The 13,315-nt window shown below is 59.5% G+C and carries 14 protein-coding genes and 2 pseudogenes; 10 read left to right on the top strand and 6 right to left on the bottom strand.

What is annotated here, in order from left to right; all coding sequences use genetic code 11:
- Positions 1-13: 13 nt before the first annotated feature.
- Positions 14-775, bottom strand: coding sequence for an SDR family NAD(P)-dependent oxidoreductase (locus tag VQ830_RS07375; protein WP_337267442.1), 762 nt, complete (start codon positions 773-775; stop codon positions 14-16).
- Between the two features lie 151 nt (positions 776-926).
- On the opposite strand from VQ830_RS07375, the gene VQ830_RS07370 reads away from it, so the two are divergent.
- From VQ830_RS07370 to VQ830_RS07360, 3 genes and pseudogenes are all read left to right on the top strand, one after another.
- On the top strand, positions 927-1,514 hold the full coding sequence (locus VQ830_RS07370; protein ID WP_337267441.1) for a TetR/AcrR family transcriptional regulator: 588 nt from the start codon (positions 927-929) through the stop codon (positions 1,512-1,514).
- A 21-nt stretch (positions 1,515-1,535) separates the two neighbouring features.
- Positions 1,536-1,772, top strand: a complete 237-nt coding sequence (locus VQ830_RS07365) for a hypothetical protein (protein WP_337267440.1) — start codon at positions 1,536-1,538, stop codon at positions 1,770-1,772.
- Between the two features lie 257 nt (positions 1,773-2,029).
- Positions 2,030-3,117: pseudogene (locus VQ830_RS07360) on the top strand (nucleotidyltransferase family protein).
- A 54-nt stretch (positions 3,118-3,171) separates the two neighbouring features.
- On the opposite strand, the gene VQ830_RS07355 reads toward VQ830_RS07360, so the two are convergent.
- The gene (locus VQ830_RS07355) at positions 3,172-3,747 is read right to left on the bottom strand and encodes a nucleotidyltransferase family protein (RefSeq protein WP_337267439.1); all 576 of its coding nucleotides are present in this window, start codon (positions 3,745-3,747) and stop codon (positions 3,172-3,174) included.
- A 231-nt stretch (positions 3,748-3,978) separates the two neighbouring features.
- On the opposite strand from VQ830_RS07355, the gene VQ830_RS07350 reads away from it, so the two are divergent.
- The 3 genes from VQ830_RS07350 to VQ830_RS07340 all read left to right on the top strand — a co-directional run bounded on the left by VQ830_RS07350 (position 3,979) and on the right by VQ830_RS07340 (position 5,723).
- Entirely contained in the window at positions 3,979-4,968 is a 990-nt protein-coding gene (locus tag VQ830_RS07350; RefSeq protein ID WP_337267680.1) for a carbon-nitrogen hydrolase family protein, read from the top strand.
- Positions 4,969-5,106: 138 nt separating this feature from the next.
- Positions 5,107-5,325, top strand: coding sequence for a hypothetical protein (locus tag VQ830_RS07345; RefSeq protein WP_337267438.1), 219 nt, complete (start codon positions 5,107-5,109; stop codon positions 5,323-5,325).
- On the top strand, positions 5,325-5,723 hold the full coding sequence (locus tag VQ830_RS07340) for a Fic family protein (protein WP_337267437.1): 399 nt from the start codon (positions 5,325-5,327) through the stop codon (positions 5,721-5,723). Before VQ830_RS07345 ends, VQ830_RS07340 begins: the two co-directional genes overlap by 1 nt.
- A gap of 36 nt (positions 5,724-5,759) precedes the next feature.
- Here the strand turns inward: VQ830_RS07340 and VQ830_RS07335 are convergent, their stop codons facing one another.
- Positions 5,760-6,611: a PA3715 family protein gene (locus VQ830_RS07335; protein ID WP_337267436.1), complete on the bottom strand. Its 852-nt coding sequence runs from the start codon at positions 6,609-6,611 to the stop codon at positions 5,760-5,762.
- Between the two features lie 230 nt (positions 6,612-6,841).
- Between VQ830_RS07335 and queE the strand changes: the two genes are divergently transcribed.
- Both queE and queD read left to right on the top strand, forming a co-directional pair.
- Positions 6,842-7,474: a 7-carboxy-7-deazaguanine synthase gene (gene queE, locus VQ830_RS07330; protein WP_337267435.1), complete on the top strand. Its 633-nt coding sequence runs from the start codon at positions 6,842-6,844 to the stop codon at positions 7,472-7,474.
- A complete protein-coding gene (queD, locus tag VQ830_RS07325; protein ID WP_337267434.1) occupies positions 7,471-7,827 on the top strand; it encodes a 6-carboxytetrahydropterin synthase QueD in 357 nt (118 codons plus the stop codon). Before queE ends, queD begins: the two co-directional genes overlap by 4 nt.
- A gap of 216 nt (positions 7,828-8,043) precedes the next feature.
- Here queD and VQ830_RS07320 read toward each other — a convergent pair whose 3' ends face one another.
- Positions 8,044-8,244, bottom strand: coding sequence for a hypothetical protein (locus tag VQ830_RS07320; RefSeq protein ID WP_337267433.1), 201 nt, complete (start codon positions 8,242-8,244; stop codon positions 8,044-8,046).
- A 343-nt stretch (positions 8,245-8,587) separates the two neighbouring features.
- On the opposite strand from VQ830_RS07320, the gene VQ830_RS07315 reads away from it, so the two are divergent.
- Complete coding sequence (locus VQ830_RS07315) at positions 8,588-9,109, top strand: hypothetical protein (RefSeq protein ID WP_337267432.1); 522 nt, start codon at positions 8,588-8,590, stop codon at positions 9,107-9,109.
- Positions 9,110-9,122: 13 nt separating this feature from the next.
- On the opposite strand, the pseudogene VQ830_RS07310 reads toward VQ830_RS07315, so the two are convergent.
- Positions 9,123-9,931 (bottom strand): annotated as a pseudogene (locus tag VQ830_RS07310) (oxidoreductase).
- Positions 9,932-10,017: 86 nt separating this feature from the next.
- Here VQ830_RS07310 and VQ830_RS07305 point away from each other — a divergent pair.
- Positions 10,018-10,449 carry a winged helix-turn-helix transcriptional regulator gene (locus VQ830_RS07305; protein WP_337267431.1) on the top strand — a complete coding sequence of 144 codons (432 nt, stop codon included), beginning with the start codon at positions 10,018-10,020 and terminating at the stop codon, positions 10,447-10,449.
- A gap of 115 nt (positions 10,450-10,564) precedes the next feature.
- Here the strand turns inward: VQ830_RS07305 and VQ830_RS07300 are convergent, their stop codons facing one another.
- Positions 10,565-13,300, bottom strand: a complete 2,736-nt coding sequence (locus VQ830_RS07300) for an EAL domain-containing protein (protein WP_337267430.1) — start codon at positions 13,298-13,300, stop codon at positions 10,565-10,567.
- Positions 13,301-13,315 lie beyond the last annotated feature (15 nt).

The raw sequence follows: 13,315 nt of genomic DNA, 5'->3' as shown, positions 1-13,315 counted from the left end.
AACAGCGCCTCGATCAGGTGCTGAGACCGCCGGCGATGTTGATCTGCTCTCCGGTGATATAGCCGGCATTAGGACCAGCCAGGAAGCTGATGGTTTCGGCCACTTCTTCCAGCGTTGCAATGCGGCGGATCGGATGAAGATCGAGGATGGCTTCCCGGTCCGGCAATTCGCCCGAGACCTCGGCGGCCATATCCGTCGGCATGATGCCGGGCTGGACGATATTCACTGTGATGTTGCGCGGGCCAAGTTCTCGCGCAATGCCCTTGGCATAGCCGGCAATGGCCCATTTCGTTCCGGCATAATCGGCAACGCCCGGAAACGGCACATAAGAACCGAGCAGCGAACCGACGAAGACGATGCGCCCGCCCTCGCTGATAACAGGGGCGGCCGCTCGGGTATTGGCGATGGTGCCGAGAACGTTGACCTGCCACTGCCGGTTATACTTTTCATGGTCGAAGGCGGGATCGTCCACCATCTGCCCCTGCGCCACGATGGCGGCATTGTTCACGAGAATATCGAGCTTGCCAAACTCTGCCATCACCTTTTCGATCATCGGCTTGGCCGAGGTGAGATCGGCCTGATCGCTTTTGATCGCGATGGCGCGCACGCCCTTTGCCTTCAGCCTTTCCACCACGGCGGCAGCCTTTTCGGCAGAGGCGGCGTAAGTGATCGCGACATCGGCACCGTGATCGGCCAGCACTTCGGCAGTCTTGGCGCCAAGCCCGCGAGAACCGCCCGTCACCAGCGCGACCTTTCCCTTCAGCATATCAGACATCAGTTTTTCCTTATCGGTTGGCCTGCAAACGCGGCTTCAGCAGCTTGCAGATATTTCATACCAATCATTACAATAACGATCGGTATGAAATTTGACTTGAGCCGTCAAGCGATTTAATATCGACCGTTATGAAATTATCCGGACAAAGCTGATGGGCCGCCATCGCGAGTTTGATGTGGAACAGGCGCTCGATGCGGCCTTGTGCGTTTTCTGGCGCAAGGGCTATGAGGGTGCATCATATGCCGATCTGACGGCCGCGGCCGGTGTGGAGCGACCGGCCCTTTACGCTGCCTTCGGCAACAAGGAAGAGCTGTTCCGCCGCGTGCTGGCGCGCTACAGCGAGCGCTATGCCGCCTATGTGCCTGCCGCCCTCAAAATGCCGACGGCGCGCGAAGTGGCCGAGCATATAATGGCCGGCGCCATCGAGCTGACCACCCGCTCGGCAGAGCACGCCGGCTGCCTTGGTATCAATGGCGCGTTGGCCGCTTCCGACGATGCAGAAGATGTGCGCCAGATCCTGATCGCCTGGCGGGCTGAGGCCGAAATACTGCTATGCCAGCGCTTCGAGCGCGCCCAGGAAGACGGCGATTTGCCCAAGTCCGCAAAGCCGGATGTCCTTGCCGCCTATCTCATGTCCGTCCTGCACGGCATGGCCGTCCAGGCCAAGGCAGGCTTCAGCCGCGAAAAGCTCGAGGCCATTGCCGAACAGGCGCTCTCCACATGGCCGTCGAACCCTTAGAGCGCAACCGGAGCACGCCCATTGAAGGCGGCAGAGGACGGCAAGATCACCGAAGCGGAGATGGTAGAAAAGCTGGAGAAGAAGATGCACGATCTGGCCATCAGAGGATATGACGTGCAATCGATCGAACTCTTTTTCGGCGTTGGCGAATGGCTCATCGCTTTCGAGGGAATTGAGAACGTTGTGACATCCGACAACCTGCAGGAAGATGATCAGTATCTGAGCCTGCGTCGCTATTTTGAGCCGCTTAAAATCTGACGTTGCCGAGCTCGTCTCGTCCGGAAAAGCTGCCATGCACCAACAAAGCGCAACAGGCTTCGGTGCAGATAAAGAAAAGACCTGATCTGTTTAGCTTTCCGCGGGCCTAGATGTCTCTGGGGCGCAGTCGTCTTTCTCACCAGGCTGCCTTTGCGCCTACGTGGGATCACAACAAATGCACAGGCAACTTGTGTCGGCATCACGCTTCGGTCATACCTTTTTCGTGAAAAAGGTATAACGAGGCAAGAGCGGCCGCCGTGAAGCAGATCGACCTCATGTATCAGACCATGTTGGCGGAGCTTACGCAGCGCGCCTTCGATGCTGCTTGGACTGCAGATGTTCCGCCTGAGGGACGATTTACGCCGGTCACCGTCAAAGGGCGTTCTTATTGGTATTTCGACCTTTCGGACGGCAGCGGGGGGCGAACGCGCCGCTATGTAGGACCGGCGGACAATCCCGAAATTTCCGAACGTGTCGAACGTTTTCGGACAGAGAAAGACGACCTTCGCGCGCGGCGGCGCATGGTCTCATCGCTGACCCGCGATGCCGCTTGATTGCCGCCGACCGCATGTCCGGCGATGTGGTGGAGGCCTTGGCCTCGGCCGGCCTCTTCAGGCTGCGCGGCGTCCTGATCGGCACACTCGCCTTTCAGACCTATGCCGGCATCCTCGGAGTGCGGTTACCGATGGCCGCAATCCTGACCGGCGATGCCGACCTTGCTCAAGACTATGCCGTTTCCGCTGAGGTTAAAGACAGCCTCCCCCCGATGCTGGATATCCTCAAAGCGGTCGAACCAAGCTTCAGAGCCATTCCTCATTCCTCCGGCGCGACGGCCTCTTCGGCTTTCGCCGCACAAAACGGTTACCGCGTGGAATTCCTGACCCCAAACCGCGGATCGAACGAGTATGTCGGCAAACCCGCGAAAATGCCGGCTCTCGGCGGTGCGGGCGCAGATCCCCTGAGCTTTCTCGATTTCCTCATTCGCGATCCGCTGAGGACTATTCTGCTGCATAAGGCCGGGATACCGGTGGTGGTTCCCGATCCATCTCGCTTCGCCATTCACAAGCTCATCGTCGCAAGTCGCAGACGCTCCGATGGCCAAAGCGCGCTGAAGCGCGACAAGGACATCCACCAGTCAAGCCTCCTGTTCGAAGCGATCCTACAAACACGCCGCTCCTCCGATCTGGCGCTTGCTTACCAGGAAGCCTGGGAGCGAGGCCCGGCATGGCAGATGGCCCTCCGACAGGGAGCCGGCATGCTGTCCGATGCCACCAGGGAGTGTCTGATCGACGCCCTGACATTGGGCGCAATGCAGATGGGTGAAGACGTCACCATGCCTTTCTGAACGCCATGAGGCCGTTATACCTTTTCACAAGAAAGGTATAACTGTCTTCAGTTGCTAATCCTCCCAGTCGATGATCCGCAATCCCGGCCAGAGACGCTGCCATCGGTCGATCTTCGCCTCATAGATATCGCGGGTGATCTGCACCTTGTTGGCCCGCACCGTGAGCGCTGCAAGATCGGTAAGGCCGAAGGGAGCTTCAAGCGCAAGTCCGCCTGCCTCGGGCCGCACGCCGATTGCCGTCGCCGTGGTGGGAAAGGTGGTGATCGCGTCTGCCACGGATCGGTAGGGGCGGATCGGCGCGCCGAATTTTTCCTCATACCAGAGGTGAACACGCGCCTCGTTCTTCACGTCGATCCAGGTGCCCAGGGCGGAAAACAGCGAGCGTATGCGTTGGGCATGATCGGCCTCGGCCGCTTCGGAAAGATCGTCCGCATCGAAATAGACGATGTCGATATCGTTGATGCCATGCGTCGGAGAAAAGCCGAAACCGTGGTTCCACACCGTCTGCGCCACCGCGCCGGCTGCCAGCCAGACATCCGGCAGCGCCAACCGATCCCAAGCCGCAAGCACAGGCTCAAGAAGCGGGCTTTGCGCCAGAATAGCCTGGAGATCCTCTGCCGTTTCAAGCATCATCCGCTCCCCTCAGGATCGTTGCGTCCCCGTTCAGCGGCCGATTGACGAATCGAGCCTGCCCCTGCATCTTCTCATCCGGCGTGGCCCACGCCAAACCTCCAAAGGCCCTCCCCAGCTTGGCCTTTCAGCGGAGGCAAAGGGATGCTTTTCTCGGGCCGCCGTCTTTGACCCACCGTGTCGGATGCGGTTGCTGGGGAACCTTGCCTCCGGGACGTGAAAGGGCCAATGATGACCAGAAACGGAAATTTCAAGAAACGTGTGCGCGCCAGAGCCGCCAAGACCGGCGAAGCCTATTGCGCCGCGCTCCACCACCTTCGCAGCGAAACGCCGCCGACGCGCAAACGGATCGTGCGCCTTGCCGTGGCGCAAACGCCATACGCCTGCGACCCGCGCAACCGGCAGGAGATCGGCGCTACCGGCCAGGCAATCCGCGCCGCGATGCGCGCGGCAAGCGCGGCCGGCGCGCGCATCCTGCATCTACCGGAAGGGGCGATCTGCTTTCCCAACAAGCGCATCATGTCCCGCGAAGGACCGAAGATCATTGCCGAGGCCGACTGGACGCGCGCCGACTGGGATGCCCTCACGCGCGAACTGGCCGCCATCCAGCATCTCGCCGGCGAACTGCGCCTGTGGACGATGATCGGCAGCGCCCATCGCCTCAGTGCGCCGCGCCGGCCACACAGCAGCCTCTATGTCATCTCCGATCGCGGCGAACTTGCAACGCGCTACGACGAGCGCCTGCTCTCCGACACCAAGATCTCCTTCATGTATACGCCGGGTTTCGCCCCGGTGACCTTCATGGTCGATGACGTCAGTTTCGGCTGCGCGCTCGGCATGGAGCTGCACTATCCGGAAATCTTTCTGGAATATGAGCGGCTGAACGTCGATTGCGTGCTGTTTTCCACCACAGGCCATGCGCCGGATTTTGAAACGCCCTTGGCGGCCGAAGCCCTCGGACACGCTGCCTGCAATGGCTTTTGGGTCAGCCTTTCCGCCCATGCGCCGCAAAGCCTCGCCTGCCCTGCCGGCATCGCCGGGCCGAACGGCCGCTGGGCTGCCCAATGCAGCGCAGATGGCCTGCCCTCCCTCGGCATAGCCGACATCGCCCCCAACGAAACCCACCCCGCTCGCCCCTGGCGCCGCAAAGCCCGCAGCGGTCTTTACGATCTCCACCAAGAGCCCGCAGACCCACGAAGCGAAACCCGCGACCGGTTTTGAGATGGCAAGATGAACGTCAACAAATGGGTTGCGCCTCTCCTTCGAGGCGCAACGAACATTCCTTAACCCTGTTCAATGGCAAGCCGCCACGCTAAGGTGAGATCGTATGATGGAAGCCATGCCGGTAGAGCAGAAGATATGACGCACAATGACAAGGCCGAAGATTTGCCGAGCCAAACTGAGGATAGCTCTACAAGCGCTGTCGCAGCTTCATCGGATTTTAAACCGACGCCCGGCGCCACCCATGAGCTGAAATATTTGCCGGTCAATCCGGTCAAAGAGCAGATCGACCCTCGCGATTTTGCGTGCGATCTGCTGGCGAGCGATAAAATTATCCTGGACTACCTTGGCCGCTGATGATGGAACCCCGCTGGATCGCGACCGACGAGGTCATTGCGTTGAACGCCGCCCTTCTTGAAGGAACGGCGGAACATCATTTTACGAGAGACCTCGGCGGATTGGAATCTGCCGTTTCTCGCGTACAGAACCGCTTCGCCTATGCAGGCGATATATCGGCTTCCGGCCTCGTTGCCGATCTCATTTATGGCATCGGCAAGGCCCATGCTTTCGAGCAAGGCAACAAGCGCGCAGCCTGGGCTGCTGGCCGCTACTTCGCGCGTATCAACGGTTTTCATATCCGAGTGGCCGAAGCCGCCCAGTTGCCACTAGCGGAAACTGTCGAAAATGTGCTTACCGACAAAGCAGACCGGATACAGTTGCAGGTGCTGATCGAGAATTTTTTAGTGACTGTCTAAGCAGATCTGCAAGCCACCACCCACCCTTAATCCCTGCTAATCCGCGTCCTGCACCTGCGTCAGCCCCTTCGTCAGCGGATAGACGGTGCCGTTATAGCGCAGGCGGATCTGGCTAGAGGCAGTCTTGTCCTCACTCTTGCAGTCCTCGCCGGCCGGCGTGTTGATGCTCGTCGTACGGGCTTCTGCAATCAAGATATCGGCAAAGCCTTTCGTCTTCGATGGCTGCATAGAAAGCGTGCGCTTGGTGGTGTGAAACTCGCCGGCGCAATTGGTGTCCCATTCGCCATCCATTTCCTCCACCAACAGGCCGTCGACGATGAGGCGCAACTGATCACCATCGATGTCGAAGAGCCGCAGGCTCGTATCGCCAAAGGGGTTTGGCCGCGAGCTGCCCTCTTCCGACAGGCGCAGACCGAACGCCACCCGTCCCGGCGAAAGCTGATAGAAGGCCGTGTCGAACGCAAGGCTGGTAATGCGCAATGCGTCATCCGACATCAGGTTTTTGAACATCTGCCGCTGCTTCACCTGATTGGTCGCGCTGTCGACCACCAGCACCTCAAGATCGCCCGTATTTCCATCGTCCGACATCTGCGACATCAAAGGCACCGCCACCAGCGTCAGCTCGGGACGGGCAGGCCAAACCCGGCAGATCACATTTTGAGGGACAGCCGAAAGGGCATCATCCTTCGCCACCGATATGGTGAACCCGTCAAACTCATAGGTGCCGTCGCCGGATCCTTTAGCGCTCGGATAGGCGCTGCGAACGATTTCAGCCACGCGCGCCCCGCAACCGCCATCGGCCGCCTCTGCCCGCGCGCCAAAAACGGCGAGGCCAAGAAGCGAAAGGCTGCCGGCAAAGAAAACAGCGAGAAGCGGGAATTTTCGCATGAGGATTTTTCACCTTCGGCTTGCATTTTGAAGAAACCAACGGCGCCGCACAGTAATGCGCCAATCGGTGATGACAACAGGAAAAGAACGACGCTTTGCAGGTCTGCCAGGTAACAAAGGCACGGCGGGCGCCTGCCTCGGGATCACCGTATTTCGTCTGCAAGGTTTCGTTTTTGGCAGTAATCGGTTATGCGGCAGGCCATTTTATTGATGTCGGGATGTTTTCTACGATGAGCTATGCCGTCAAGGAGCTTTTCAAAACCCTGCAGGGCGAAGGCGCGCAGGCGGGGCGTGCGGCTGTGTTTTGCCGCTTTGCCGGCTGCAATCTGTGGTCGGGACGGGAAGAAGATCGCGCCAAGGCCGTCTGTCAGTTCTGCGATACGGATTTCATCGGCACGGATGGCATGGGCGGCGGCAAGTTCAGCACGGCCGCAGTGCTGGCGCGCGCCATTGCCGAGACCTGGGGGCCTGAGACGCGCCGGCGCTATGTCGTCTTTACCGGCGGCGAGCCGCTGCTGCAGCTTGATGAAGCGCTTGTCGTCGCCGTGCATGCGGAAGGTTTCGAGATTGCCATCGAAACCAACGGCACGCTGACGCCGCCGCCCGGCATCGACTGGATCTGCGTCAGCCCCAAAGCGGGCGCGCCTTTGATGCTGACTGATGGCAACGAGCTGAAGCTCGTTTATCCGCAGCCAGCGCTCATGCCCGAGGCGCTCCCGCGGCTTTCCTTCGATCATTATTTCCTACAACCCATGGACGGGCCCGACCGTGAGGCGAACACGGCCGCCATCACCGCCTATTGCCTTGATCATCCGCAATGGCGGCTCAGTCTTCAAACCCACAAACTGATCGGTATTCCATGAAAATCGTCCAGGCTTTCACCTTCGAATCCGCCCACCGGCTGCCTAATGTGCCGCCCACCCATCGCTGCCACCGCATGCATGGCCATTCCTATCGCGCCGAGCTGACGCTGGAAGGCCCGGTCGATCCGCACACCGGCTTCGTCATCGATTTCTTTGACGTGGAAAAGGTGTTCGGCCCGCTGCTTGCCCAGCTCGATCATCATACGCTGAACGAAATTCCCGGCCTCGAAAATCCAACGGCCGAACACATCGCCATGTGGATCTGGAAAAATGCCAAGCCGCTGCTCAAGGAGCTGGTGCTGGTCAAGGTCTTCGAAACCCCGATGTGCTGGGCCGAGTATGACGGGACCTGAGACTTAGTTTAGGCTTCGCGGCCGGATCAAGCCCGTGGCTTTTCGAGCTGCCTGGTCAGGAGCAATTGTCGCGCACGCCGTCAGCCCGGGAAGGAGATCAGAAGCAAGCCCATGGATTTGGCCACGCGAGCAGTGCCTTGCCGCAGGTGCACGCATATTTTCGGCAAGAGATGAGGTTTGTAAAACGAGGCCTGGTGGAGATCTGGTGCGGCTCGCCTACATGAGCGTGCGCATCAGCGTCGCTTCCTGTGTCACGCCGGTCTGGTAAAGGCTGATGATCTGGCGGGCGAGTTCCTCGCGCGCCTCGCGCGTCTTGATCTTTTTCGCCGCGCAGACGTGATAGAAGACCTTTTGGCATAAGGCCACGTCGTTGTCGTAAAGCGGCAGATCGCTTGCTGAAAGTTTCCCCCGGATCATCGGTCAAACCTCATGATGATTCGGTCACTATAGAGCAAGAGATTCGAAGATTACAAGCATTGGTAGCTTTTTAGCGGGTCGGATTGGCCTCTGGCGCCCTGCAAGGCGGACCGGCGGGAGAGACGCGAGCTGACCTCTGCCACCTGCTTCAAAGGCCGCCCCTCAAAAAGCGTGACGCGGAGGGTTTCGCTGCCTACGAACGATGTCATCGGGTATCTATGCGTTCAATGCCGTCCATCGCTGGCAGCCAAATTGAAAGCCGGTTCCGAATTTCGAGCTGGTGCTGTAGCATCGCTGAAAAGCTCAGCCGAAGGTTGTGAGGGCACCGAAGCGTGAGGTATCGATGACGAACCAGCCGATCGGGTTCTGGTGGTTTATTCGCGATGATGACGATGCGCGTGATGCGGTCGGGCTCGCGGGCCTGCCCATCTTCCTCATCGGCCTTGCCTATCTGCTGATCTCAGCGGTCTTTCTGCTCGACACCACTGGACCCATAATGGTCGGCGGGCCGATCGGACTTGCCTTGATGCTGATGGGCTTGTGCCTGCGCGCGGGAAAAACCAAGCTGACGCCCTATGCCTTTGGCCTCTTTGCTCTGCATATCCTTTTCGCGCTCACCCTCTTCGGCGCTGCGACGCTTGACGGCGGCGTGTCGCTGGAAGCGATCGCCAATCTTGCCGTCGCGGCGATCCTGCCTGCGCTGCTGCTGGTCTTGATGATTAGCGGCCTGCGCGGCTGGCTTTGGCTGCGCAAGGCGCGCGCCTCACATCCCCAAAAACCCGCCGAAACGGCGCTGCTTCCGGGATGGATCGTAAAATTGGCTCCCAAGCGCGGGACCGGTCTTTCATCAGCCGGGCATCGGTGATCCGTCGACCTTGTCAGTGAAAGCCGTTGACCTTGCGCAAGATCCTGTCGACCAAACGTTCAGGCATAAAGCGACGCAAGGTGCGCACCTGGCTGGATTGTTTGCCTGCCGAATAGCGCAGCCTCGGCCTTTCTGCCGTGGCCGCTTTGATGACGGTATCGGCCACAACCTGCGGATCGTCACCTTTATCGATCCAGGTTCGCATCATCTCCTCAATGCGGACTCGCTCGGACTGATAGACGGAAAGCGGGCGGTCGGCGCGGGTGATATTCTCTTCGAACGACGTGCGCGTTACGCCGGGTTCGACAAGCACGACGCGGATGCCAAAGCCACGCACCTCATGATCGAGTGATTCTGAATATCCTTCCACCGCGTGCTTCGTAGAGGCGTAGAAAGCGTTATAAGGCGCAGGGATCAACCCAAGCGCCGAGCTCATATTGACGATTCGGCCGCCCTTCTGCTTTCGCATGATGGGCAACACGGCATTGACGACGCGGACAATGCCAAAGACGTTGACATCGAACACGCGCTGGGCCTGAACGATGGAGGATTCCTCCGCGCCGCCGAGCAGGCCGATACCAGCATTGTTTACCACGAGATCGATCCGGCCAGCCCGTCGACGATAGTGGTGATCAGCGCCTGCACCGAGGCATCGTCGGTGACGTCACAGATCAGCATCGTTACACCATTCGTGTCGTCCATCGGCTTGCGGCTTGTGCCGAACACGCGGTAGCCAGCCTTCACCAAAGCTTTCGCCATCACCAGGCCAATGCCCGAGGAAGCGCCGGTTACCAAGGCAACCGCGTTGTTTCTGTCCGCCATCTTATCTGCTTTCATAAAGCGTGGATCATTCTCTGAAACTGTGTTACTATCTTTTCGATATCATGTCACTATCGAAAAGATACTAAATGAAAGATCATCCGGTTCTACAATGCCCGGTCGCTCGGGGGCTCGATTACGTCGGCGACCCGTGGAGCATGCTCGTCCTCAGAGATGCCCATTTAGGGCTCACGCGTTTCGACCAATTCAGGAAGAGCCTCGGCATCGTGCCGACAATGCTCACCAAGCGACTGAAAGCGCTGACCGAGGACGGTCTTCTGGAAAAACGGCTCTATTCGGAAAAGCCCCCGCGCGATGAATATATTCTGACAGATGCGGGTCGGGATTTTTTGCCCGTTCTCATGATGATCGGCGCATGGGCGCACCGCCACGGCGGCGGCGATCTCGCCCGTTATATCGATGCGGAAACGGGCAAGGAAATTCAACCAATCGCCATCGATGCCGTAACCGGCGCAAAGCTTGGAACACGCATGATCAGGTTGAGCACGCCAGCCGATTAAGAACCGCTCATCGGCAGGAACTTTGCCGCCGTTTTAGAAGGCCAAGACCGGTCGGCGCTTCGCAAGCGAACTTGAAAAGCCAATGCCGCAACCGCCCTTCCTTTGAAAGAACGCTTCAGGCAGAGGCTCTCGCCGGTCTGTCGCGGTGGATGAGGTCGGCAGCGCTTTGCGGTTTTCCGAAGAGATATCCCTGCCCGGCCTCGCAGCCGAACTGACGAAGCGTTTCCATCTCGTCTTCGTGCTCGATACCCTCGGCGATGATCCCAAGCGCGAGGTCGTGGCCAAGCGATATGATCGCCTTGACGATCTGGCGCACGTGGCGATCCCTGTTGAGCCGCCGGATAAAGGCCTGGTCGATCTTCAGCTTGTCGAGGGGCAGATCGGCCAGATAGCTCATCGAGGAATAGCCGGTTCCAAAATCGTCGAGCGCAAGGGAAATTCCGGCAGAGCGGAGCGCCTGCATTTTGCCGATGGAGCTGGCATTGTCGTCGATGAAGGCAGACTCGGTAAGTTCCACGCAAAGGCGCGAGGCCGGCAGCCCGCTTGCGCTCAGCGCCTGCAGGATATCGCCCTCAAGGTCCGGCTGGGCAAATTGAAGCGCGGAGACATTGACCGAGACTGTTCCGCTCGGCCAGGAGGCCGCCTCCATGCAGGCGCGCATGACCACCCATCGCCCGATATCGACGATCTGCCCCGAGGTTTCGGCGATGGGAATAAATTCAGCCGGCGAAACCAGGCCAAGCTCCGGATGCTTCCAGCGCAGCAGTGCTTCGGCGCCGAGGAATGTTCCGCTCGCAAGGTCGATCTGCGGCTGAAACAGGAGGAAAAGCTCGTCTTGGCGCAGCGCGTTGCGCAGGTCGAGCTCAAGGCGGCGGGCGCGTGCCTGCCTGAGGGACATTTGCGGGTCATAGGCCGCCCAGGCAACCGGCGAGGATTTGGCCACGTCGAGCGCCGATTCTGCCGCCCGTAGTGTGCTTTCGGCATCGACGATGTTGCAATCGGCAAGTCCGATGCGAACGGAAATCGTGGTCAGCGCGCCCTTGATCGACAGCGGATCCTTGAAAAGCTGCAGGAGATCGTCGGCCTGCTCGGCCGAAGGCTTGCCCTCATCAGCCACCAGAAGAGCGAAAAGATCGCCATCGATACGCGCAATGAGCCGATCCGGCATCGTATCCCGCAGCCTGTTGGCTACGGCTTTCAAAAGCCCATCGCCAGCCTCGCGTCCAAGCGTGCTGCAGATATTCGAGAAGCGTTCGATATCGAGGAGGACGAGGCTGCGATGATGCTCGCCGATCCGATCGAGAAATGTCCTGCGGTTGAGAAGGCCGGTCAAAGCATCGGTTTCGGCAAGATGCTTCAATTTCTGCTCGTAGAGCTTTCTCTCGGTAATGTCGCGGATGACGATGGAGCCTCCGAAGGCGGGCTCCTGCCCATGGCCTTCCCCTTCCGGATAGGCAATCGTGAGAACCGCTTCGAAGAACGCGCCCTCTCCGCTCGCAAATTCGAGGGTGATCGAGTTTTTGTCCTCGCGTTTGCCGCCGCCCTTGGCAAGCAATTGCCGAACAGCCTGCGCAAGAACGGGTTCACTCATGGCCGCCATCGGGTCGCCGATCCCGATACCAAGCAGCGAAGCGGCCTTAGCGCTGATTTCACTGACCTTCTGATCCGCGTCGAAGGTCACGATCCCGTCGGAGCTGTCGGCAATGATGCTCTTGATCATCCGGCGGGAATTTCGCGCATTGCGATTGGCCAGCGCGGCAAGCGTCTCGCCGATATTGATGCGCTCATTCAGGGCAATCACCCATGCCAGCGCCAGAAGCGACCAGGGAACGGCGGTTCCCAGCAAGATCCCATGGCGGCTTTGCAGGAAAAAGGCGATGGCCTCGACGCCCGCTCCGATGCATAGCATCGAAAGCGACGTAGGCATGAGGCCGAAGGCGCGAAAGCGCAGCATCGCGATGACCAGCGCTGCGGCAAGGCCAAGATTGAGAAGGGTTTGGTCGATTTCCCAAAGCTCACGATCTTGAAGCTGCGTTTCGGCCGTGAGGATATGGATGAGCGGTCCTGCCAGCGCCGGATGCGTGGGAACGCTGAAGATATCCTTCAGCTCGACGGCCGAAGCGCCAAGAACGATGCTGCGCCCGGCAAGCTCTCCCTTGCCGATCTTACCCGACAGAAGATCGATAAGCGGATAGGTGGGCACGCTTGCCGGCGTGATGGAGAAATCGATGAGCTGGCTGCCATAAGATGTGCTGACGCCCGAAAGGGCCGCACCGGCCGAAGGCACCGGGCTGCCATCGGCATCGCCGCCAAGGTAAAAGCGGCGCACGACGCCATCGCGATCGACAGGCACGTCAGCAAAGACCGGCCAGGCCTTGGCCAAAAGCTCAGGAATCGGTTTTGACAGACTGGCTTGCCGCGATCCGGCCGATGCCGCCTGCCGGAAAATCGGCAGCAGCACCCCGCCTCCCGCCGCATCGAGAGCGTCGGCGAAGCGTTCGTCTTCTGAAGGTGTCGAGGGCGTCGAAAAATCGACGTCGATAAAGATATCGCCGACATCAGCGGCGGATAATTTTTCCAGCGCCTCGGCGTAGATGCTTCGCGGCCACGGCCAGACGCCCACTTTATCGAGCGTCAGCTTGTCGATAGCGAGAAAAACGAACTTGCCGCTCGCCTTGCGCGGCGCCCAGGAAAATCGGTCGGCAACAAAATCCTGATCGAGCTGCGTGATGGGCTGGATCCTGGCGCCGAGCGCGGCCATCATCAGCATCAGAACGATCAGAACTGCCCTCAGGCTAGCCGTCGACAGGCTCCCGCGTTTCAAGAGGGACAAGACGGCGGCTGGCTTCATGGCTGATTGTTTCCA

It is taken from the genome of Oryzifoliimicrobium ureilyticum, from assembly GCF_037199735.1.
Taxonomy (GTDB): Bacteria; Pseudomonadota; Alphaproteobacteria; order Rhizobiales; family Rhizobiaceae; genus Rhizobium; species Rhizobium ureilyticus.
The sequence above is the reverse complement of the archived record's forward strand: the minus strand, read 5'-3'. Positions and strand labels throughout refer to the sequence as shown.

Bases quoted from the DNA above. Each gene is read 5' to 3' on its own strand.
- VQ830_RS07375 (WP_337267442.1), bottom strand. From the start codon at position 775: ATGTCTGATATGCTGAAGGGAAAGGTCGCGCTGGTGACGGGCGGTTCT.
- VQ830_RS07370 (WP_337267441.1), top strand. From the start codon at position 927: ATGGGCCGCCATCGCGAGTTTGATGTGGAACAGGCGCTCGATGCGGCC.
- VQ830_RS07355 (WP_337267439.1), bottom strand. From the start codon at position 3,747: ATGCTTGAAACGGCAGAGGATCTCCAGGCTATTCTGGCGCAAAGCCCG.
- VQ830_RS07350 (WP_337267680.1), top strand. From the start codon at position 3,979: ATGACCAGAAACGGAAATTTCAAGAAACGTGTGCGCGCCAGAGCCGCC.
- VQ830_RS07345 (WP_337267438.1), top strand. From the start codon at position 5,107: ATGACGCACAATGACAAGGCCGAAGATTTGCCGAGCCAAACTGAGGAT.
- VQ830_RS07340 (WP_337267437.1), top strand. From the start codon at position 5,325: ATGATGGAACCCCGCTGGATCGCGACCGACGAGGTCATTGCGTTGAAC.
- VQ830_RS07335 (WP_337267436.1), bottom strand. From the start codon at position 6,611: ATGCGAAAATTCCCGCTTCTCGCTGTTTTCTTTGCCGGCAGCCTTTCG.
- queE (WP_337267435.1), top strand. From the start codon at position 6,842: ATGAGCTATGCCGTCAAGGAGCTTTTCAAAACCCTGCAGGGCGAAGGC.
- queD (WP_337267434.1), top strand. From the start codon at position 7,471: ATGAAAATCGTCCAGGCTTTCACCTTCGAATCCGCCCACCGGCTGCCT.
- VQ830_RS07320 (WP_337267433.1), bottom strand. From the start codon at position 8,244: ATGATCCGGGGGAAACTTTCAGCAAGCGATCTGCCGCTTTACGACAAC.
- VQ830_RS07315 (WP_337267432.1), top strand. From the start codon at position 8,588: ATGACGAACCAGCCGATCGGGTTCTGGTGGTTTATTCGCGATGATGAC.
- VQ830_RS07305 (WP_337267431.1), top strand. From the start codon at position 10,018: ATGAAAGATCATCCGGTTCTACAATGCCCGGTCGCTCGGGGGCTCGAT.
- VQ830_RS07300 (WP_337267430.1), bottom strand. From the start codon at position 13,300: ATGAAGCCAGCCGCCGTCTTGTCCCTCTTGAAACGCGGGAGCCTGTCG.